Source organism: uncultured Devosia sp. (assembly GCF_964244875.1).
Taxonomy (GTDB): Bacteria; Pseudomonadota; Alphaproteobacteria; order Rhizobiales; family Devosiaceae; genus Devosia.
In genome coordinates this window covers 86,467-108,099 of the sequence record NZ_CAXTKA010000004.1, presented here as the reverse complement: position 1 = coordinate 108,099, position 21,633 = coordinate 86,467, and the positions used below count along the sequence as shown (strand labels likewise).

18 protein-coding genes are annotated in these 21,633 nt (G+C 63.7%); 8 read left to right on the top strand and 10 right to left on the bottom strand.

Features of this window, described 5'->3' with window-relative positions:
- Positions 1-6: 6 nt before the first annotated feature.
- Positions 7-897: a GntR family transcriptional regulator gene (locus tag ACFE8X_RS06805; RefSeq protein WP_375450698.1), complete on the bottom strand. Its 891-nt coding sequence runs from the start codon at positions 895-897 to the stop codon at positions 7-9.
- A gap of 183 nt (positions 898-1,080) precedes the next feature.
- Here ACFE8X_RS06805 and ACFE8X_RS06800 point away from each other — a divergent pair, with 183 nt between their 5' ends.
- The 6 genes from ACFE8X_RS06800 to ACFE8X_RS06775 all read left to right on the top strand — a co-directional run bounded on the left by ACFE8X_RS06800 (position 1,081) and on the right by ACFE8X_RS06775 (position 7,828).
- The gene (locus ACFE8X_RS06800) at positions 1,081-2,361 is read left to right on the top strand and encodes a glycoside hydrolase family 27 protein (RefSeq protein WP_375450697.1); all 1,281 of its coding nucleotides are present in this window, start codon (positions 1,081-1,083) and stop codon (positions 2,359-2,361) included.
- Positions 2,362-2,571: 210 nt separating this feature from the next.
- Positions 2,572-3,582, top strand: a complete 1,011-nt coding sequence (locus ACFE8X_RS06795; RefSeq protein ID WP_375450696.1) for a zinc-binding alcohol dehydrogenase family protein — start codon at positions 2,572-2,574, stop codon at positions 3,580-3,582.
- A gap of 390 nt (positions 3,583-3,972) precedes the next feature.
- Positions 3,973-5,790, top strand: coding sequence for a YbhB/YbcL family Raf kinase inhibitor-like protein (locus tag ACFE8X_RS06790; protein ID WP_375450695.1), 1,818 nt, complete (start codon positions 3,973-3,975; stop codon positions 5,788-5,790).
- 96 nt (positions 5,791-5,886) lie between these two features.
- Positions 5,887-6,528: an SH3 domain-containing protein gene (locus tag ACFE8X_RS06785; protein ID WP_375450694.1), complete on the top strand. Its 642-nt coding sequence runs from the start codon at positions 5,887-5,889 to the stop codon at positions 6,526-6,528.
- A 167-nt stretch (positions 6,529-6,695) separates the two neighbouring features.
- Positions 6,696-7,370: a dienelactone hydrolase family protein gene (locus ACFE8X_RS06780; RefSeq protein ID WP_375450693.1), complete on the top strand. Its 675-nt coding sequence runs from the start codon at positions 6,696-6,698 to the stop codon at positions 7,368-7,370.
- Complete coding sequence (locus ACFE8X_RS06775) at positions 7,367-7,828, top strand: hypothetical protein (protein ID WP_375450692.1); 462 nt, start codon at positions 7,367-7,369, stop codon at positions 7,826-7,828. The genes ACFE8X_RS06780 and ACFE8X_RS06775 overlap by 4 nt, the downstream gene beginning before the upstream one ends.
- On the opposite strand, the gene ACFE8X_RS06770 is transcribed toward ACFE8X_RS06775, so the two are convergent.
- Positions 7,825-9,183 (bottom strand): aldehyde dehydrogenase family protein, encoded by a 1,359-nt coding sequence (locus ACFE8X_RS06770; RefSeq protein WP_375450691.1) that lies wholly within the window; start codon positions 9,181-9,183, stop codon positions 7,825-7,827. The two genes, ACFE8X_RS06775 and ACFE8X_RS06770, sit on opposite strands and share 4 nt — an antisense overlap.
- Before the next feature lie 208 nt (positions 9,184-9,391).
- Here ACFE8X_RS06770 and ACFE8X_RS06765 point away from each other — a divergent pair, with 208 nt between their 5' ends.
- Positions 9,392-11,089 carry a GMC family oxidoreductase gene (locus ACFE8X_RS06765; protein WP_375450690.1) on the top strand — a complete coding sequence of 566 codons (1,698 nt, stop codon included), beginning with the start codon at positions 9,392-9,394 and terminating at the stop codon, positions 11,087-11,089.
- Positions 11,090-11,470: 381 nt separating this feature from the next.
- Positions 11,471-12,280: a helix-turn-helix domain-containing protein gene (locus ACFE8X_RS06760; RefSeq protein WP_375450689.1), complete on the top strand. Its 810-nt coding sequence runs from the start codon at positions 11,471-11,473 to the stop codon at positions 12,278-12,280.
- Positions 12,281-12,288: 8 nt separating this feature from the next.
- Here the strand turns inward: ACFE8X_RS06760 and ACFE8X_RS06755 are convergent, their stop codons facing one another.
- From ACFE8X_RS06755 to ACFE8X_RS06720, 8 genes are all read right to left on the bottom strand, one after another.
- A complete protein-coding gene (locus tag ACFE8X_RS06755) occupies positions 12,289-13,257 on the bottom strand; it encodes an ABC transporter permease (protein WP_375450688.1) in 969 nt (322 codons plus the stop codon).
- Positions 13,258-13,277: 20 nt separating this feature from the next.
- Entirely contained in the window at positions 13,278-14,753 is a 1,476-nt protein-coding gene (locus tag ACFE8X_RS06750; protein WP_375450848.1) for a sugar ABC transporter ATP-binding protein, read from the bottom strand.
- Between the two features lie 122 nt (positions 14,754-14,875).
- Complete coding sequence (locus tag ACFE8X_RS06745; RefSeq protein WP_375450687.1) at positions 14,876-15,862, bottom strand: ABC transporter substrate-binding protein; 987 nt, start codon at positions 15,860-15,862, stop codon at positions 14,876-14,878.
- Between the two features lie 168 nt (positions 15,863-16,030).
- The gene (locus tag ACFE8X_RS06740) at positions 16,031-16,756 is read right to left on the bottom strand and encodes an ABC transporter ATP-binding protein (protein ID WP_375450686.1); all 726 of its coding nucleotides are present in this window, start codon (positions 16,754-16,756) and stop codon (positions 16,031-16,033) included.
- Positions 16,753-17,604 carry an ABC transporter ATP-binding protein gene (locus ACFE8X_RS06735; RefSeq protein ID WP_375450685.1) on the bottom strand — a complete coding sequence of 284 codons (852 nt, stop codon included), beginning with the start codon at positions 17,602-17,604 and terminating at the stop codon, positions 16,753-16,755. Before ACFE8X_RS06735 ends, ACFE8X_RS06740 begins: the two co-directional genes overlap by 4 nt.
- Positions 17,601-18,500, bottom strand: a complete 900-nt coding sequence (locus ACFE8X_RS06730; protein WP_375450684.1) for an ABC transporter permease — start codon at positions 18,498-18,500, stop codon at positions 17,601-17,603. The genes ACFE8X_RS06735 and ACFE8X_RS06730 overlap by 4 nt, the downstream gene beginning before the upstream one ends.
- A gap of 262 nt (positions 18,501-18,762) precedes the next feature.
- Positions 18,763-19,797, bottom strand: a complete 1,035-nt coding sequence (locus ACFE8X_RS06725; RefSeq protein WP_375450683.1) for an ABC transporter permease — start codon at positions 19,795-19,797, stop codon at positions 18,763-18,765.
- A 202-nt stretch (positions 19,798-19,999) separates the two neighbouring features.
- On the bottom strand, positions 20,000-21,610 hold the full coding sequence (locus ACFE8X_RS06720; protein WP_375450682.1) for an ABC transporter substrate-binding protein: 1,611 nt from the start codon (positions 21,608-21,610) through the stop codon (positions 20,000-20,002).
- Positions 21,611-21,633 lie beyond the last annotated feature (23 nt).

Below are 21,633 nucleotides of genomic sequence, written 5' to 3'. Positions count from 1 at the left end.
CCGACTTCAGTTGGCGGAGACCGCAGCGAGCAAGGTGATGCGGGCCGACTGCAGGTGGCGGGCACAGGCGGCCTGGACCTGGCTTTCGTCGCGGCTGAACAGGGCGTCGATATAGTCCAGGTGTTCCTGGATGGCGACGCGGTTGCGCTGGCGTTCGTCGCGCTTGTTCCACTGGTAATGGTAGTGGAAGATGAAGGTGATGATATCGTAGAAATCGTCGATGAAGCGGTTGGGGACCGCCGTGTTGATCAGCCGGTGAAAGCGGTTGTCGAGGTCCGAAAAATCGTGGAAGCGGTCGTCGAAGGTGGTGAGCAGGTCCAGATGCTCCTGCCGCAGTGCGGCAAGGCTGGTCCACAGCTTGGCTCGAGGGTCGATGCGCGCGAAGCCAAGCGCCGAGCGCATCTCGAACAGTTCGCGGATTTCAAAAAGCTCGAGCGCAAACGTGTCGTTGAAGCCCTTGAATAGCCAGCCGGCATTGGGCCGCTTTTCGATCAGGCCAAAGCGGCTGAAGCGATTGAGAAATTCGCGGATGCCGGTGGTGCCGACGCTGAACTGGCGCGCGAGGTCCAGCTCGTTGATCATCGAGCCCGGCTTGGCATCGCCGCGCAGCATCCATTCGAGGAAGCGCTTTTCCACCTGGGTGGAGTTGGGGACCGTTTGGTCCACGGGAAAGCGCCCATCCCTGGGGACCAGTTCGACCACCCGCTCGCCGCGCTTGTGCAGGGCCACGACGCCACGCTCGCCGAGCTCGGCCAGCACCTTGCGCACGGTGGTGCGGCTGACGCCGAGTTGGCGGCTGAGTTCGTTTTCGGAGGCCAGCGGCGAACCTCGGCCTGCCGCAACGACCAGGTCGAGCATTTGATTGAAGGCGAGCTTATAGACGGTGTCGGTCTTCATCTGCCACTGCGCTTGCGGAAAGGCGACATATCTCAGTCGCGCAAGACGCAAGGCAGCGCAATAGGGATCGCACGAAAGAGGCGCCCAGAGACGATGGCGTTTGCCTTGGCCCATTGGCTGGCTATAAGGCCACAAGCCTGATGCGAGCGAGCCATTGCCGGCCTGGCCGAACTGGAGACAATGATGGCAGACCAAAACAGTATCGGATCAGACGAGGTTCTGGCGCCACGGCCGCCGATGGGCTGGAACAGCTGGAACAGCTTTGCCACGACGATCACCGAAGCGCAGGCGCTCGAGACCGCGGGGATCATGGCGGAGCGGTTGTTGCCGTTTGGCTATGACGTGTTCACCATCGATATCCAGTGGTACGAGCCGGAGGCCGCCAGCTATAATTACAATCCCAATCCTGTCCCGACGATGGACGGTCATGGCCGGGTGATGCCGGCGCTCAACCGGTTTCCGTCCGCGGCTGACGGCAAGGGCTTCAGTGCAATCGCCGATCAGGTCCATGCCCTGGGCCTGAAGTTCGGCATTCACATCATGCGGGGCATTCCGCGCCATGCCGTGGCGTTGAACCTGCCGGTCCTGGGCACGAACGTGCATGCAAGCGACATTGCCGATACCGCCAGCATCTGCAGCTGGAACCCGGACATGTATGGCATCGACATGAGCAAGCCGGGCGCGCAGGCCTATTACGACAGCATCTTTGCCCTCTACGCCGCCTGGGGCGTCGATTTCATCAAGATGGACGACATGAGCCGGCCCTATGACGCCCATGCAGCAGAAATCGAAGCGGCGCACCGGGCGATCAAAGCCAGTGGCAGGGCCATGGTGTTGTCGCTGTCGCCGGGCGAAACGCCGGTGCTGCGGGGTGATCATGTCGCCCGGTTCGCGCAGATGTGGCGCATCAGCGACGACTTCTGGGACGAATGGGCGATGCTGGAGGCCCAGTTCACCCGCCTGGAAAATTGGAACAGCCATCGCCGGCCGGGTGCCTGGCCCGATGCCGACATGCTGCCCCTGGGACGCCTGGCCTTGGGCAAGCGCGACAGCCGCTTCACGCCGGACGAGCAGCAGACGCTGATGACGCTATGGGCCATCGCCCGTTCGCCGCTGATCATGGGGGGCGACCTGCGCCATCTCGATGGTGCTACGCTGGCGCTGCTGACCAATCGGCAGGTTTTGCAGGTCAACCAGGCCAGCCATGACAACCAGCCGCATTTCGAGGCGGACGGCACGCGTATCTGGAGCGCCAGGGCGGAAGGGTCCGAGGATTTTTACCTCGCTTTGTTCAATACCAGTGCCGGGGACAAACACGTGTCGTTCAAGCTCGGACGGATCGGCGTTGCGGGCGTGGTGCGGGTTGTCGATTTATGGTCGGGAGCCGATCTTGGGACGGTGTCGAACGTGGTTGCAGCGATCCTGCCGGCGCATGGATCGGCGCTCTACCGGCTCACGCAATAGCCAAGAGGCAATGCCGACCATGCCACGAGGGTCTGGTTTATATCCAGAATAAACAATTTGACGTGGCAGTGGCTGGCTTTTATCCATAACGAACATTTCCGCAGTTTTGATATGTCGGTCCGCCCCCTAGGCACCCGGTGGCCCGGGCGCGGTCGATCCGAGCCGGGCAATGACCCGAAACTTGCGCGCAACAGATTGGTCGATGGCATTATGGAAACATTGGTATGCAATGGCCCGGGCGAGCTGGCGCTGGTCGAGCGCTCACCGATCGAGCGGGGCGCCGGCGAGGTCTTGGTCAAGCCGCGGCGCGTGGGCATTTGCGGCACGGATTATCATATCTACGAGGGCAAGCACCCCTATCTGGCCTATCCGCGGGTCATGGGCCACGAGCTTGCCGTGGAAGTCGTCGATCCAGGGACGAGCGATTTTGTCGCAGGCGAAGTGCTGGTGGTCAATCCCTATCTGTCGTGCGGCACCTGCATTGCCTGCCGGCGAGGCAAGCCCAATTGCTGCACCAAGATTGCCGTGCTGGGGGTGCATCGCGATGGCGGCATGACGGGGCTGTTGTCGCTGCCGCCGCAAAACCTGTTGCACGCCGAAGGGCTGAGCATGGATGCCTGCGCGGCTGTGGAGTTTCTGGCCATCGGCGCCCATGCGGTGGCGCGCACCGGCATCGCCACGGGCGAACGCGTGCTGGTGATCGGGGCGGGACCGATCGGGCTGGGCGTTGCGCTGTTCGCCACGTTGTCGGGAGGGGTGGTCACGGTGATGGACCGTGACGAGGGGCGTCTTGCGGCAGCGCGCGACCTGTTCGCCATCGCCGGAACAATCGTGGCCAGTGAAGGCGCCGAGGCTGCGGTGGCCGCGCTGACCGGTGGGGACGGGTTCGACGTGGTGCTGGACGCTACCGGCAATCCGGCATCCATCGAAAAAGGCTTCGATTTCGTGGCGCATGGGGGGCGCTATACGCTGGTCAGCGTGGTCAAGAGCGATATCAAGTTCGCCGACGGGGATTTCCACCGCAAGGAAATGACCGTGATAGGCAGCCGCAACGCCTTGTCGCCAGATTTTGCGCGGGTCATCGCGGCGATGCGCAACGGCCAGGTGCCGGTCGAGCGGTTGATCACGCATCGCACCAATATGGCGGCGGCAGTGCAGGACCTGCCGCGTTGGGCGCAGGACAAGTCCGGGTTGATCAAAGCCGTCATCGAACTGGACTGAGCCGAGCCCTGCTGGCTGCGGAGTGCCATCCAGACCGCGTTCGAGGCGAGGCAACCTTGCCTGGCCGACCGAGAGCAGCATGCCGGGGCCACAGGCTGCGCAAGCGTGGGCGAGGATAGATCCGTGCTGGCAAAGGACTATACGACCTTGCCGGCGCAGTTCAAATCGGCAATGGGCGCAGTCGACCGGAGAGGCAGCGTTACCACCACCTCTCCGACCCCGCCGCAGCGGCTTTAACGATACGAGTCAGGCCGCCCATAGGATCAGTGGCGCACCAGCGATTTTGTGGGATCGTGTGCGGGTGCTCAGGCCGGATGATCCATGAGCTTGCTTGAACCAATAGCGGCGGGTGACGTTTGGGCTTCTGCATTCCCCACCCGAGGCCGGACAATGACCAGATACCGTACCACGACAGCCCTGTTTTGCGTGCTTTTGCTTTCCAGCGCAGCATCTTCCGCTGTCGCCCAGCCCCAGGGAGAAAACGGGCTTTATTCCGATTCCACCGTGAAGGGCAGTATTCTGGAGCCTCGGCCCATCGAGATCTCCGACGACGCGGAACTGGCCAGCCATATCAAGGTGCCGGACGGGTTCGAGGTGGAAGTGGTGGCGCGCGATCTGGTCAATCCGCGCATGATCGCGGTGGCCGACGACGGAACCGTTTATGTTACGCGACGCAGCGTCGGCGATGTCATTCGGCTGAACGACGCGGATGGCGACGGCAAATATGAGGATTTCACCGTGGTTGCGGGCCGCCCGGGCATGCACGGCATGGCGATCGACGGCGATACGGCGTACCTGGTCAGCGTCAACGATGTCTATACGGCCCCCATCCAAGCGGATGGGACCTTGGGCGAATTGACCCGGATCATCGACGATCTGCCCGATGCCGGCCAGCACGCCAATCGCACCATCGCAATCGGGCCGGACGGCATGCTCTACATCACCGTGGGATCGACCTGCAACGAATGCGAGGACCCCAATCCGGAAAACGCCACCGTGCTGCGCGCCGGCAAGGACGGCAAGAGCCGCACAATCTTTGCGACCGGACTGCGCAACACCATCGGGTTCGGCTGGCAGCCCGAAACGGGCGAGCTTTATGGCGCCGATCACGGCATCGACTGGCTGGGCGACGAGGCACAGCAGGAGGAATTCAACCATATCGAGCAAGGCAAGGACTATGGTTGGCCCTATACCTATGACTTCTCCAATTCCAATCCGCGCCTCAATCCAACTGCGGATATCCCGCTGGAGCAGTTGGCCGAGATGAGTGTTGAGCCTGTGGTCGGCTACACGCCCCATAGCGCGCCGATGCAGATGGCGTTCTACACTGGCACGGCGTTTCCGGCGGACTATTCGGGAGACGCGTTCGTGGCGATGCGTGGGTCCTGGAACCGCCGGCCGCCGAGCGGGTATGAAATCACGCGCATTCATTTCGAGGATGGCAAGCCCGTGGCCTGGGAGCGGTTTGCCGAGGGCCTGCTGATCGAGGCGGAGGATGGAGGCTACGGGTTTTTGGGCCGCCCGGCTGGATTGGCGGTAACGCCCGAGGGCGCGCTACTGTTTTCCGACGATACCAATGGCGTGCTGTACCGCATCTCCTATACGGGGGCCGATACCCTGGCCGATGCCATATCGACAAGCCCGCCCGATGTGACGGGCAAGCCTGCGCCCAGCGATATCGCGATCGACCTGGTCGAACCATCGAGCGACGATAAACTTTCGGTGACGGCCAGCTTTGCGGATGGCGAGACGATCCCGATCGCGCATGCGGCGATGGGCCATAACGCCTCACCCAAATTGTCATGGACCGGTGCGCCGGCAGACGCCAAATCTTATGTGGTGCTGGCCGAGGACCCGAACGCCAAGATGCCCAAGCCCTTCGTGCACTGGATTGCCTTCGATATCGGCGCACAGATCACGCAATTGCCGGAGGGACTTGCAACCGATCCGGTGCTGGTCGAGCCCGAAGACGTCAAGCAAGGCACCAATTCGATGGGATCGACCGGCTATACCGGTCCCAAGCCACCGCTGGACGATCCCGCGCATCACTACCACTTCCAGGTGTTCGCCCTGGATATTGCCAGCCTGGGATTGGACCCCGGCGCCAAGCGCGCCGACGTGCTGGCGGCATTGAAAGGGCATGTGCTGGCGGCAGGAGAGGTCGTCGGGCTTTACGACCGACCGGCGCCCGAGCGTGCTGAAAATTAGCGCAGTCGGTGCGGCTGTGTTCATCCGATGTTCAGGCGCCATGGCGCCTTGTGAAGTACCGGGCGCTAACCGTCCGTAACACTTCAGGAGATCGGAATGCAAATTCATCGGGGCATTCTCAAAGCCGCCATCAGTGGCACCGTCTTGGTCGCCATGGCTGGAGCTGCGCTTGCGGCTCCGGCAGTGGCCACGGCGAACGTCAATGTTCGCTCGGGACCCAGTTCGGGATATGATGCCGTCGACGTCTTGCAGCGCGGCGAGCGCGTGGATGTCGAGGGCTGCCGGGGCGGTTGGTGCTATGTGGAAAAACGTGGCCTGAACGGCTGGGTGTCTTGGCAGTATCTGGCCGATCTGGGCCGGCCAACACGGCCATCGGTCGAGTTCCAGTTCAACTTCGGCCGTCCCCCATCGTTTAATCCCCCGCGTCGCCCGGGCAATAACCGCCCTGATTGGAACAATGGATATGATCGTCCAGATTGGCGCGGCAATGATCGGGACCGCCCGGATTGGCGCGGCAATGATCGCGACCGCCCCGACTGGCGCGGCGACGACGATCGTCCCGAGTGGTCGGACAATGGCCAGGGCCGTCCTGGCGATCAGGGCAATAACAGTGACGGCCGGCCCGGCAATGGCGAGATTCCGCGCCAGGGCAATGGCGGCCCCATTGCGCGTCCTGGCATTGCCAATGATCCGGCGCCTTGCGTGCCGGGCATGCAAGGCTGGCCGATCTGCCAGTAACCGATCGATCTCACTGCGGTGGAATGCCTGGGCATTCCACCGCATGCCTTTCCTGGCGCGGCAATTTCGGCATTGCGACGCGGGGCTGCAGTGGCGTGTGACGGTTTGGTCGGCTATGACGGATGGCCGGCAGACAGCCGACACGCAACCAGCACAGGAGCCTGACCATGGGCGAACGGATCAAACTGACGTCGGGCGACGGGTTCACTTTCAATGCGTATCGTGCGGAGCCGGCTGGCAAGGCCAAGGGCGCCGTGGTGCTGATCCACGAAGTCTGGGGCTTGAACAATTTCGTGCGCAGCGAGGTCGATCGTTATGCGGGCGAAGGCTATGTCACGGTAGCGCCGGCGCTGATGGACCGGATCGAGCCGGGCTACGAAAGCGAAGATTACGGCCCGACCGGCTTTGCCAAGATCGGCGAGCTGTTGCAGGGGTTCAATCCCGCCTCCACGCTGCCCGATGTCGAGGCCGCGGTGGCTTCGGTCACCGAGGCTGGCAAGGTGGGCATCACCGGCTATTGCTTTGGCGGGGCAATCTCGTGGCGATCGGCCCATGCCGGGCTGGGTCTGGCGGCCGCCTCAGGGTATTACGGGGGCGGGGTGCCCAACTATATCGGGCTGGCGCCGCAAATTCCGATCGAGATGCACTTTGGCGACAATGACAGCGGCATTCCGCTGGAGCAGATCGAAGCCTTGCGGCAGGCCTATCCGGACGTGCCGGTCTATCTCTATCCGGCCGGACACGGGTTTTGCAATTTCGACCGGCCCAGCAGTCATGACACGGCCAGCAGCAAGCTTGCCAATGAGCGGACTTTGGCGTTCTTTGGTCAGCATCTGGTGTGACATTAGAGCAGCATTTCGCGCTGATTGCCGCCGAGCAGCGCCGGAGCGTTCTGGCGCCGTTGTCGCTGCGCAAGACGATGCTGGTCGCGGTGCTGCTCGACCATTTCGCCGACCGGGTCTTCGAGCAGGCGCGAGCCAGCATGCCGGACGTCTTGCTCGGCGCCGAGGACGTGTTGGCGTGGCGCGCTGTGCTGGCTGAGCGCTCGGCTGCCTTGGCACAGGTTTTCGCGATTGGTTCCGGCAAGGCGGTGCTGCGGGTGGAGACGGTTACGGTGCCGATCGTGGATTATCCGGGTTTGACGGTCGAGGATTTCATGGTCAGCCTGTACAACGACAACAGCGTGCAGCGGGTCATGATCGTTGAACCCGATGGAACGATGCACATGGCCCATGATTGCCTTCGGCAAGCGGTGGCGTATTGGGAAGATGCCGGCTGGCGCACGCTGGAGAGACGCTAGGCAGTCCAGATCAACTTGGGATTGGTGAGTTCGCGAGCGCCCAGGCCACCCAGTTCGCGGCCGAAGCCGGAGCTCTTGGTGCCGCCGAAGGGCGCACGGGCGTCGGAGCGGACGAAGTCGTTTACGAATACTGCGCCGGCCTGCAGGCGGCCGGCGACGCGGCGGGCCTTGGCGGGATCGGACGACCAGACGGCGGCGCCGAGGCCGAAGCTGGTGTCATTGGCTCGCTCGATGGCATCGTCCTCGCTGTCGAAGGCAAACATCAAGGCGACGGGGCCGAAGAATTCCTCGCGGGCCACGGCCGATTGCGGATCGACGCCGACAAGCACCGTGGGGCGGTAAAAGTAGCCGGCGCCCTCGATGGGCGCACCGCCGGTGACGACGCGGCCGCCGGCTTTGACGGCCTGGTCGACCTGGCGCTCGATGCTGGCTAGAATATCGGGCTTGGCCAGGGGGCCGAGCCGGGTTGTCGCCTGCATGGGGTCGCCCACGGCGATGGCATCGGCGGCCTTGGCGAAGGCCTCGACATAGCGATCAAAGATCGGGCGCTCGATCAGGAAGCGCTTGGCCGCGATGCAACTCTGGGCATTGTTGGAAAAGCGCGAGGTGATGCCGAGCTGGACCGCCTTGTCGAAATCGGCATCGGCGAAGACGATGAAGGGGTCCGAGCCGCCGAGTTCCAGCACCACCTTCTTGCCATGGCGGCCGGCGGTTTCGGCGACGGCGCGGCCGGCACGTTCGCTGCCGGTCAGGGTGACGGCGGCGACGCGTGGATCGGCGATGATGGCGGCGGCCGCGTCGCGCTCTATGGCGATATTGGCGTAGACGCCGGCGGGAGCGCCCGCGTCGCGGATGACCTCCTCGAGGGCGATTGCGCTGCCCTGGACGGTTTCGGCATGCTTGAGCAGCACGACATTGCCCGAAAGGGCGGTGGGGATGAAAAAGCGCAGCACCTGCCAGAACGGCAGGTTCCACGGCATGATGCCAAAGATCAGCCCGAGCGATTCGTAGTGCAGCACGGCGGGCGTGCCGGCAATCGGCTCGTCGGCAAAGTACTGGTCGACATGATCGGCAAAATGCCTGGCCGCACCGGCGGCCTTGATGACCTCGCCGCGCGCCTCGGCAAGGGGCTTGCCCATTTCGGCGGTGATCAGCGCCCCATAGCGATCCGCGCGCTCCTCGAGCAATTGGCCCAATCGGGTCATCACGGCAACCCGTTCGGAGGCCGGCCGGGCGGCCCAATCGCGATGTGCAGCGGCGGCCTGGGTGAGGAGATGCTCGATTTGCTCGGGAGAATGTTCGGGATAGTGCGCAATCACTGCGCCGGTGGCCGGATTGGTGCTGGTGAAAGCCATGGCTTGTCCTTTTCCCGGCGGTCGTCGCGTAGTCGACCGGGTTGGCGCTGCGATTGCACACTATCGTGGCGCTGCGGGCACGGCAATGAAAGGGCGGTGGGTGAGCCGGCGGCGATAATCGGACCCTGCGTCAAATTCGGGGGCGCGCCACTGTAGGCGGGGGCACGGCAGGCTTTTATTAATAGGTCGGCATTGCGGCGGAGGGGGCATGGACTATCTGATTTTGGGGGGCGGCTCGGCAGGCTGCGTACTGGCGGCGCGACTGAGCGAGATCGCCGCCAACAGGGTGACGCTGGTCGAGGCCGGACGGAACTTGAGCGCCCAGAGCATGGCGCCGCATGTGCGCAGCCGCTATCCGGGGCTGGCCTATGCCGACGACAACAATATCTGGCCGGACTTGAAGGCCTATCTGGGTGCGCCGGTGACGCCGGGCGCTGCGCGCAGTGCCCGAAAATACGAGCAAGGCCGCCTGCTCGGCGGCGGTTCGGCGGTCAATGCAATGGTGGCCAATCGCGGCGCGCCGGCCGATTACGACGAATGGGTCGCCCTGGGGGCGCCGGGCTGGTCGTTCGACGAGGTGCTGCCGTATTTTCGCAAGCTGGAACGCGATGTCGATTTCGATGGCGCCTATCATGGCAAGGATGGCCCGATCCCGATCCGGCGCATTTCGGACGCGCGCATGTCGCCGTTTGCCAAGGGCGTCATCGCGTCGTTGAAACAGCAGAGTTTCGTGCAGCGACCCGACCAGAATGCCGACTGGGTCGACGGCATCTATGTGGGTGCCGTCGCGGTGAGCGATGATGGGGAGCGGGTGCCGACCTCGGTGGCCTATCTGAGCGCGGCGGTACGGGCACGACCGAACTTGACCATCCTGACCGAGCACCTGGCCGAGCGGCTGGTGCTGGACGGCCGCAAGGCGGTCGGCGCGGTGGTGACGCCGTTTGGCGGTGGCGCCGGCCGGACGCTCAGGGCGGACGAGGTGATCGTGGCATCGGGCGCCATTCATTCGCCGGCACTGCTGATGCGCAGCGGCATCGGGCCGGGCGCGGCGCTGCAGGCCTTGGGCATCGATGTGGCACTGGATAGACCAGGGGTGGGCGGCAATCTGATGGAGCATGCCTCGACGGCGGTCAGCACCTACCTGCCGCCATCGATGCGGATGCGCGATCTCAACGAGCATCACGACCATGCCATCTTGCGGTTCACCTCGGACCTGCCGGACGCCCCGCCGGGGGATCTGCATGCGGCGTTTATCGGGCGGTCGGGCTGGCACTCGATCGGGCAGCGGGTGGGCACGCTGTTCATCTGGCTCAACAAGCCGTTTTCGCGCGGGCGGCTGGACTTGGCAAGCGCCGATCCACGGGTCGAGCCGGTGGTGGATTTCAACCTGCTGGCGGACCCGCGCGACGTGTCGCGGTTGATGCACGGCTTCCGCGTCGGAGCGGGAGCGCTGACCCATGAGGGGATGCTGGCGTCGGCGGGGCCGGCATTTCCCACCAGTTACTCGGCACGGGTGGCGGCCCTGGGCGTTCCCAGTTTTTTCAACACGCTGCAACGTGGCGCCTTTTCGGGCATGCTCGATTGGGCGGGACCGGCGCGGGCGTGGCTGATCCACAATGTGGTGACGCTGGGGCTGGACCTGAACCGCCTGATGCGCGACGACGCGGCGCTGGCGGATTTTCTTAAGGCTTCGGTGGGCGGCGTCTGGCATGCTTCGGGTACGCTCAAGATGGGCCGGGCGCATGATTCGATGGCGGTGACGGGTCACACCGGCCTGGTGCATGGGATCGACAATCTGCGGGTGGTGGATGCCTCGCTGATGCCATCGATCCCGCGCGCCAATACCAATACGCCCACGATCATGATGGCCGAAAAGATCGCGGCGGAGATGGTGGGGCGGGGATAAGGGCGATGCGTCTGGGGCTCTGCTCGCGTGGAGAGTTAGGGCTATCGCACATGGCGTGGCCACGATCCGGCGCGTGTCGCAGGACGGCTCGTTCCCTGGCAGGGGGAGAATGGGTGGGGAGGGAGCCCGGTTATCGGGGATGGCAAACCCCCACCTTGATCCTCCCCCTGGTAGGGGGAGGTGTCGGCTGGGAGGTTTTGGCAGGAGCGTTACTTGTATCCCCATGACTCTTGCTCGAGAAGAGGGGATTGCTTGGGGGATGCGGTGGGATTGGGTAAAGACATGATGGCGACGTGGTTGTGATGGGGGATGGGAGCCGGTAGCGTGGGGATTGCAGCGCATGGATGCCGAAAACGGCCGGCGCTGCGGTGGAGGAGCAGCATGGTCGGGGTGATGGGAGCGCGCGAAGGCGCGTTTGGGCGGGCGACGTTTTTTGCCATTCGCGAGCCGGTGGCCGGTCATGCCCATCCCTTCATGCATTTGCTGTTCAAGACCGGCGGCGGCGACCGGCGCCTGCTGATCGAGGGACAGGAGCGCGTGCTGAGCGATGCGCAGAGCTTGTTGATCAATCCCTGGCAGCGCCATAGCGACGATCCCATCCAGGCCGAGCAGCCGACGACCATGCTGGCGCTCTATATCGAGCGAGCCTGGATGGACAAGCGTTTCGGGCCGGCGGTCGGTTTTGCCCAGAATCTGGGATTGGCCGACGCGCCGGTGCGGGGTTTGGTGCAGCAGGTGTCCGGGGCGATTTGCGAGCCGTCAGGCCTTGATGCCGTGGCGTTTGAAGCGGTCATCGCGGACCTGATCGAAGCGGCATCGAGCGCGGTCTTGGTCAATCGCGGCGCCCAAGAGATGTGTGATTTTCGCATTCGCCGGGCACGGCGGCAGTTGGAGGCGCATCCCCATCTGCATATCGATCTTGGCGGCGTGGCGCGCGCGGCGGGGCTGTCGCGCTCGCACTTCTATGAGCAATTCCGCAGCGGCATCGGGGTCGCGCCGCATATGTTCATGGACGCCCTGGTGCTGGAACAGGCCTATCGGATGATGCATTCGCGCCAATCGCTGGACGATATCGCCAAGAGCCTGGGCTTTGCCGCCCAATCGAGCTTTTCGCGATTTTTCAAGGACCGCGTGGGATTTCCACCCAGCACGATCAGGCGGCAGATCGGGCAGCGGGTCCGCCGGGACTGAGCCGCCGATCAGCGGCCGCGGCGACGGAGCTGGTCGAAGAAGACGATGACGATGATCAAAAAGCCGGTGATGATGCGCTGCCAGAACGAATTGACGTTCAACAGGTTGGCGCCATTGCTGATCGTGGCCAGGATGAAGGCGCCGATCAGGGGTCCGTGCACCGAGCCGACGGCGCCGAACAGCGACGTGCCGCCGATCACGGTGGAGGCAATGGCCTGCAATTCCCAGCCCTCGCCCTGGGTGGCATTGCCGACGCCCAAGCGGGCAGCCAGCATAATGCCGACGAAGGCGGCGAACATGGCCGACAAGCCATAGGCGATAAAGATCATGCGAGGGACGCTGACGCCGGACAGGCGGGCGGATTCGGGATTGGAGCCGACGGCGTAGAGATAGCGGCCCCATTTGCTCAGGTGCAGGAAGACATAGGCCGGGATGGCGACGATCACCACCATCCAGAACAGGTTGGGAATGCCCAGAAAGCTTTCGCGCGAGAACTGCGTGAACGCTTCGTTGGTGATGTTGATGGTGGAGCCATTGGTCATCAACAGGCCGATGCCGCGCAGCGAGGTCAGTGTGGCCAGCGTGATGATGAAGGGGGGCAGGCCCATCTTGACGATGCCGAAGGCATGAAAAAAGCCGATGGCCAGCCCCATGACCAGGGTGATGACGATGGCCAGCCAGATCGGCACGCCGGACTGGATCAGCCCGGCAACGACCACGGTGGAAAAGCCGACAATGGCGCCGACCGACAAATCGATGCCGGCAGTGATGATGACAAAGGTCTGCCCGATCGCCAGGATGGCGATCATCGAGCCCTGCCGCAGCAGGTTGGAGATATTGTTGGGGGTGGCGAAGTTGGGCGTGGCGATGCTCAGGACGATGCAGAGCAGCAGCAGCAGGCCCACCAGCGTCAGTGCGAACAGGAAGCCGAGATCGCGCCTGGCCTTGGTCGTCGTCGGGGTTACTTCGGTGGTCATCACGCTCTCCGATGGCGGCGTCAGACGCCGATGGCCTCTGCCAGAATGTCTTCGTGCGATTTTTCCCGATAGGTCTGCGTGCCGGTCAGCCTGCCGTCGCGGAAGACATGCAGCGTATCGGCCAGCTCATAGACCTCGGGCAGGTAGGACGAGATCAGGATAATGCCGGCGCCGTTCCTGAGCAGTTCGGCAAAAAGGCGGTAGATTTCGGCCTTGGTGCCGACATCGACGCCCACGGTCGGCTCGTCAAAGATGAACAGTTCAGCGCCATGGTTGAGCCATTTGCCGATGACGATCTTTTGCTGGTTGCCGCCCGACATCGAGGAGGCCAGCGACCGGCGCGAGGGCGTCTTGATGCCCAGATTGCGGATCTGCAGATCGGCCCGGCGCTTTTCCTCGCCGGCATCGACGACAAGGCCGCGCGACAGCTTGTCATAGACCGGCAGGTTGATATTGAGCCCGATGGGCAGGTTGAGATTAAGGCCCTGGTCGCGACGGCTTTCGGGCGCCAGGGCAATGCCCAGGTTGATGGCGGTGCGCTCATTGGAAATGTCGACCGGCTTGCCTTGCCACTCAATGTCACCGCTGGTCTTGGGATTGCGGCCGAAAAGGCTGAGCGCAAATTCGCTGCGCCCGGCGCCGATCAGGCCATAAAGGCCGACGATCTCGCCGGCGCGCACGCTGATGGAAATATCGGAAAAGCCCTTGCCGGACAGCGACCTGGCCTGCAGCAGCAGCTTGCCGAAAGGAATGGTTTCCTTGTGGTAAATCTGGTCGAGCCGGCGATTGATCATCAGCGCCACGAGCTCGGCGTCGTTGGTGTCCTCGATATTGCGGGTGCCCACCAGAAGGCCATCGCGCAGCACCGAAACCCGATCGGCAATCTCGAAGACTTCTTCCATGCGGTGGCTGATGTAAACGATGGTGACGCCCTCGCCCTGCAGGCGCCGGATCAGCGCGAACAGCTGGGCGGCTTCCTGGCGGGTGAGGTAGGCGGTGGGTTCATCGAAGATGATGAATTTAGTGCCGCGCAGGGACGCGCGGGCGGTGGCGACCAGTTGCTGCTGGCCGATGGTGAGCGAGCCCAACAATGCGTCGGCAGGCAGGCTGAAGCCCATGTCATCGAGGATGGTCTGGGCAGCGCGGGTCATGGCGCGCTTCTGCAGCAGGCCGAACTTGACGGTCTCGTCGCCAAGGAAAATATTGGCGGCAACCGAAAGATGGCGGCACAGCACGACTTCCTGATGCACGGCGTTGATGCCGTGGGCGATGGCCTCGTTGGGACTGGCCAGATCGACTTCGGTGCCGTTCCAGACGATGGTGCCGCCGGTGCGACGGATGACCCCGGTGAGCAGCTTGATCAGGGTGGATTTGCCGGCGCCGTTCTCGCCGACGATGGCGTGGATTTCGCCGCGGGTGAAGTTCAGCGAGCTCGGCTTGAGCGCCTGGACATGGCCGTAGTGCTTTTCGAGATTGCGCAATTGCAGGATGGGCATGTCGGCCGCCAGCGCAACAGCCGGATCGGGCAAGGCGGCGCCGCTCGAAAGCTCGGTCAAATCAGGTCTCCCCCGCTTGAAGCGGGGCGCAAGGCCACTCGGTCCTGCGCCCCGTCATCGCCTTAGTTGACCTTGGGGTTCAGCAGTTCAACGCTACGGGCGTCGTTCATGTTGGCCGTGGTGATCAGGTTGGCACCGGTATCGACGAACTTTTCGACGGTTTCGCCCTTGGAGGCGGCGAGCGCGGTCTTGATGCCGTCGTAGCCCATCCGGTAGGGGTCCTGCACCACCAGCGCATCGATGGTGCCGTCCTTGAGGAAGCCCACCAGCTTGTCGTCACTGTCGAAGCCGATCAGGGCGACCTTGGCGGCAGCGCCATTTTCGGCGATCGCCTGGCCCGCGCCCTGGGCCTGGATCAGGTTGGACGCGAAGATGCCGACCAAGTTGGGATAGGCGGTCAGCAGGTCGGTGGTGATGTTGAGACCGGTGGCGGCCTGGCCGTCGGCATACTTATCGGCAACCAGCGTCAGGCCGGGATATTTGGCGGCGAGCTGCTCGATAAAGCCCTGCTTGCGCTCTTCGAGCGAGCCGGCATTGGGCGAATTGGTGATCAGGGCCACTTCGCCCTCGGCCTTGCCGGTTGCCGCGGTGATGGCAGCGGCGAGACCGTCGGCGGCAATGCGGCCGCCCTGGACGTTGTCGGTGGTCAAAAACGAGGTGAAGGCGGTCGATTCGGCGGACGAGTCGATGCCGATGATCGGCACGGAATTGGCCGCCTCGGTAATCGGGGCACCCAAGGCGGTCCGTTCGGTCGGCGCGATGACGATGGCCGCGGGATTGCCGGCAACGGCGTTCTCGAGGATCGAGATCTGGCCGTTGATGTCGGTTTCGGCCTGTGCGCCGAGTTCAGGCACGGTGACGCCGAGATCCTTGCCGGCGGCGCGGGCGCCGGCGAGCACGATCTGCCAATAGAACGAGGTGGTGTCCTTGACGATGATAGGAATGGTTACGTCTTGCGCCAGGCTGACGGACGAGCCCAGCATGCCCGCTGCCAGCGCAATCGTCGACAGACCCAGGACCGCGCGGCGGCCCAGTGTATTGATTTTCATGTTCAACTCCCTTGCAACGCCTGGTGTATGCCGGCTTCTCCAAGACCGGCGGCGCGCGATCGCACTTAAGCACGAGATTGCCGCAACGCAAAATGTTTTTTAAGCATATTAAACAGAGGTCTGGCGGTGTTGATGGGCAGGTCGCGCGGCTGAACAACCCGTCTCGCCTTATGATCCGCTGGCGGCCACCAGTTCGCGGGTATAGCTGTGCGCGAGGTCGCGGGCCCGCAGTTGCTCGCGGGTCAGGGTTTCGACGGCCTGGGCATCGCGCATGACCATCAAGCGGTCGCACATATAGGAAATCACTGCCAGATCGTGGCTGACGATGACGAACGTCAGTCCCAGTTCCCGCCGCAGCCGGTTGAGCAGGTTCAGGATCTCGGCCTGGATCGATACGTCGAGCGCCGAGGTCGGCTCGTCGAGCAGCAGGATGCGCGGATCGAGCGCCAGGGCGCGGGCGATGGCGACACGCTGGCGCTGGCCGCCGGAGAGTTCGTGGGGAAAGCGGAAGCGGAACTGGCTGCCGAGCCCGATCAGGTCGAGCAATTCCAGGGTGCGGGCTTCGACGTTCTTCATGTTGTTGATACGCATGGGTTCGGCGATCGCCTGGCCGATGACATAGCGCGGATGCAGCGAGGCATAGGGGTCCTGGAATACCATCTGGGCGCGGCGCGCAAGATCGGTGCGGCTGGTCGATTTGGTGTCCTGGCCGGCGATCTTGATGGAGCCGGACCAGTCGGCATTGAGGCCCATGATGGTGCGTAAAATCGTGGATTTGCCGGAGCCCGATTCCCCGACCAGGCCGAAACTCTCGCCCTGGGCGACGGCAAAGCTCACATCGCGGACGGCGGTGGATGGACCGAAGCTAACCGTCAGATGGTCGACTTCGATCATGGGGTCGCCTCCAGCCAGCTCGCCTCGCGCTGCAAGACGGGCAGCGGGTCGAGCGGGCCATCGATGGTGGGCAGGCAGGCGAGCAGGCCCCTGGTATAGGGATGCGTCGCCTCGTTGAGGCGATCGGCACGGATGGTTTCGACGATCTGGCCGGCATACATGACGATGACGCGGTCGCAGAAGCGGGAGACGAGGCGCAGGTCGTGGCTGATGAAGATCAGCCCGATGCCGCGGCGGGTGACCAGTTCGTCGAGGATGGAGAGGACCTGGGTTTGCACGGTCACGTCCAGGGCCGAAGTGGGCTCGTCGGCGATCAGCAAGTCGGGCTCGCGCACGACCATCATGGCAATCATGACGCGCTGGCCCATGCCGCCGGAGAGTTCGTGCGGATAGAGCGAAAAGACGCGCTCGGGGTCGCGGATGTGGACGGCTTCGAGGATGGCAAGGGTCTGCCTGATGGCGTCGCGCTTGGGGAGTTTGCGGTCGCCGATACGAATGGCCTCGACGATCTGCAGGCCGACGCGCATGACCGGATTGAGCGAGAATTTTGGGTCCTGCAGGATCATCCCCATGCGGCCGCCGCGCAGGGAGCGCCGCTGGCGAGGAGACGCGGTGGTCAGATCGATGCCGTCAAAGGCCAGGCGGTCGACGCTGACGCGGGCATAGGATGGCAAGACGCCGAGCAGGGCGCGACCGGTCAGGCTCTTGCCGGAGCCACTTTCGCCGACAATGCCGAGCTTTTCGCGGCCCAGGGTGAACGACACGCCGCGAACGGCTTCCAGCATGGCGCCGTTGCCGTCGGGAAAGGCGACGCGTAGGTTTTCGATTTTGACGAGGTCGTCGATCATCGGCGCTGCCTCAGATGGGGATCGAGCAGGTCACGCAAGGCATCGCCCAGGAGGTTGAAGCCGAGGCTGACGATGAAAATGGCAAAGCCGGGAACGGTTGCCACCCACCATTGATCAAAGATGAACTTGCGGCCGGTCGAGATCATGGCGCCCCATTCGGGCAGCGGCGGCTGGGCGCCCAGCCCGATGAAGCCGAGGCCCGCAGCAGTCAGGATGATGCCCGCCATGTCGAAGGTCATGCGGACGATGACCGAGGACAGGCACATGGGCATGACGTGGAACACGATGATGTGGACATCCGAGGCGCCGGCGAGGCGGATGGCGTTGACGTAGTCGGAATTGCGCACGACCAGGGCTTCGGCGCGGGCAAGGCGGGCATAGGGCGGCCAGGCGGTCAGCGTGATGGCCAGCGCCGCGTTAACGATGCCGGGACCGAGCGCCGCCACGAAGGCCAGGGCCAGCAGCAGCTTGGGGATGGCGAGAAAGACGTCGGTGATGCGCATGAAGATGCGATCGATCCAGCCGCCATAAGTGCCCGAGACGGCGCCGATGACGAGCCCGACCGGGGCCGAGGTAACGATGACCAGGGCGACGATGAGGAGGGTCAGGCGTGAGCCATAGATGATGCGCGAATAGATGTCGCGGCCCAGTTCATCGGCGCCGAACCAGTATTGGGGTCCGGGCGAAGCGAGGCGGTCGCCAAGGGCGGGCAGATAGGGATCGTGGGTGGCAAGGATCGGCGCGAGCGCAGCGCAAAGCAGGAGGGCGATGACGATGACCAGCCCGACGACGCCAAGCGGATTGCGCAGGAACCGGCGGGCGAAGCTCCTGAATTCGGCAATGCGGGCGGCGCGCAGGGCGCGGCGGGGATCGATCGGGTCGGCAATCACGGTCATGGCGAGCTTCCCCGAGTAACTTTTGACGTATCGGTGTCGCACTGGCTCACCTCGCCCCTCAGGGGAGAGGTCGCCGCGTAGCGGCGGGTGAGGGGTGCGATGCTGCACCAAGCGTTATGCCTCGGCATCGCACCCCTCACCCGCGACGACCCGCCTGCGGCGGATCGTCTTGCCCTCTCCCCTGAGGGGCGAGGGGAGGCCGAAGCCGAATGCGCTGCGGTCGTGGAAATGGATGAACCTGCTGACACCGACCCATCTCCCCTCATCGCGCCCTCGGGTCGAGCGTGCGGTAGAGCACATCGCTCAGCATGTTGAGGAAGACGAAGACTGCGCCAACCAGCAGCGTGCCGCCGAGGACGGCGTTCATGTCGGCGGCGAAAAGGGAGGAATAGAGGTAGTTGCCGATGCCTGGCCAGGAGAAAATGGTTTCGATCAGGACCGAGCCTTCGAGCAGGCCGCCGTAGCTCAGGGCGATGACGGTGACCAGGGGGATGGCAGCGTTGCGCAGCGCGTGGCCCATGACAACGCGAAGTTCGCTGGCGCCCTTGAGGCGCGCGGTCAGCACGTATTCGCGGGTGAGCTGGTCGAGCATCACCGAGCGGGTCATGCGCGAGATATAGGCCAGGCTATAATAGCCGAGCAGCAGGGCGGGCAGGATCATGTGGCTGATGGCGTTGAAAAAGATGTCCCACTCGCGCTGCAGGGCACTGTCGAGGAGGATGGAGCCGGTCCAGCGATCAACGACGCCGACGTAAAAGACGTCGAGCTGGCCGGGGCCGGCGACCCAGCCCAGGCGATAGTAGAAGACGAAGAGGCCGACGAGGCCCAGCCAGAAGATGGGAACCGAATAGCCGACGAGGCCAACGATACGCAGCAGGTGATCGGGCCACTTTTCGTGCCAATAGGCAGAGGCGACGCCCATGGGAACACCCAGAACAACGCCGATGGCGAGACCGATGGTCGAGAGCTCCAGGGTGGCAGGGAAAAAATTGAGCAGGTCGGTCAAGACCGGACGCGTGGTGGAAAAAGAGATGCCGAAATCGCCGCGCAGCAGCTTGGTGATGTAGTCCCAGAATTGCTGGTAGACGGGCTTGTCGAGGCCCAGTTCGAGGAAGACGCGCTCGTACACTTCGGGGCTGGCCTTTTCGCCGACGATCTTGAGCACCGGATCGATCGGCAGGACGCGGCCGATGAAAAAGGTCAATGCCGCCAGGCCGAGCAGGGTGATCACCACGGTCAGGAGCCAAGAGGCAATGCCGAAGAGGAGGCGCAAAGCGGGTGGAAGGGCAGGGTTCAAGGGCAAGTCCTTTTCTTCTCCCCGTCGGGGAGAAGGTGGCGCGCAGCGCCGGATGAGGGGGATTCGACGTCGTTCCAGGTGGGCGGAGCAAAGCCCCCTCACCCGTCTCGGCTGCGCCGATCCGACCTCTCCCCGACGGGGAGAGGAAAGATTGCCCTCCCCACAAGGGGGAGGGAGTCGACTGAGACAATGCAGGTAACGCCTATTCCTTCATCACCCCGCCATACCTGTCGTCCGAAAACGTGATCCCCAGCACAACGCCCTTGACGGTGGAGCGCATGGCAACCTTGCGGCTGTCCTGGAACATGTAGACGAAGGGCGAGCTGTCGGTGTGGGCGCGCTGGATGGTGTCGTAGAGCACCTTGCGCTTTTCCACGTCCTGCTCCTGGACGGCAGCGAGGACCTCGGCGGACAACGGACCGGAATTCCAGCCGAAGCGGTCGGCGAGATTGCCCTTGTTGCCATCGGGATCGGCCGGATCGTTGACGGTAAAGGCCTTGGCGTTGGAATGGGGATCGGGATAGTCGGGGCCCCAGAGGCCAAACCAGATATCCAGATCATGGCTGCGATAGCGCTCGAGCCACTGGCCGCCATCGACGACCTGTAGATCGAGTTCGATGCCGGCCTGAGCCATGGTGGCCTGCACAGCCTGGGCATATTCGGTATACGGCGGCACGTTCCAGACCACGGTCGCCAGCTTGATCGGGGTGGCGACGCCACTTTCGGCGATCAGGGCCTTGGCCTTTTCGATGTCGAGCGCATAGGGGTGGTAGTCGATGCCGCCGCCCAGGAAGCCGTCGGGAATCATGGTCTGGTGCACCTTGACGGTGCCGCGGCCGATCGAGTCGGCAATGCCCTGGTAATCGACCAGGTACTTCATCGCCTCGACCACTTTGGGATTGCTCAAGGCCGCATTGCGCACGTTGAGGCCGAAATAATAGATGGTGGAGGAATTGCCTTCCAGGATCGAGACGTCCGGATTGGCCGAGACGGCGCCGATATCGTCGGGGCCCAGCTTGTTGGCGATATCGATGTCGCCCTTTTCCAGCGCTAGGCGCTGGGTGGCGCTTTCGGGCATGTGCTGAAGGAAGATGCGTTCGACACCCGGAGGGGTCTGCCAGAAATTGTCGTTGCGCGAGAGCAGGATCGAGACCTTGGGATCCCACTTGGTCAGCACGTAGGGGCCCGAGCCCGCCGAGTTCTCGCTCTTGAGCCAAGCATTGCCGTAGTCATTGGCGCCATCGGCGGTCTGGCCTTCATGCTGCTTGACGATGGTGGAGTCGACGATGCCGCCGGTATAGGAGGACAGCACGTAGAGCACGAAGCTGGGGGCATATTTCTGGTCGACCTGGAGCACCAGGGTGACGTCGTCGGTGGCCTTGATGTTTTCGGCGACGTTGTCCTTGGTCAGGCCGAACTGGGTCAGGATAAAGGAAATGCGGCTATCGATCAGGATGACGCGCTGCAGCGAATATTCGGCGTCACGGGCCGTCACCGGATTGCCCGAGGCGAACTTGGCCGCCGGGTTCATCTTGAAGGTGAAGGTCTTGCCGTCCTCCGACACGGTCCAGCTTTCGGCGAGGACGCCGGTGATCCTGGTGGGATCGGCTGGGTCGAACGACACCAGCGGCTGGTAAATCTGCTGACTGGCGAGCACGCCGCCCACTTCGCTGACTTCGGCGGGATCAAGGGTGATGATATCGTCGATCGCGTCGGCGATGACGAGGGTATTGGCAGGCGTCGCGGCGATCGCTCCCGAAACGGTCATCACCGCTCCGAAGGCGACGGCAGCGAGCGTCTTGTACAGGCGCATGGCAGTCTCCCTGGTTGAAGAAT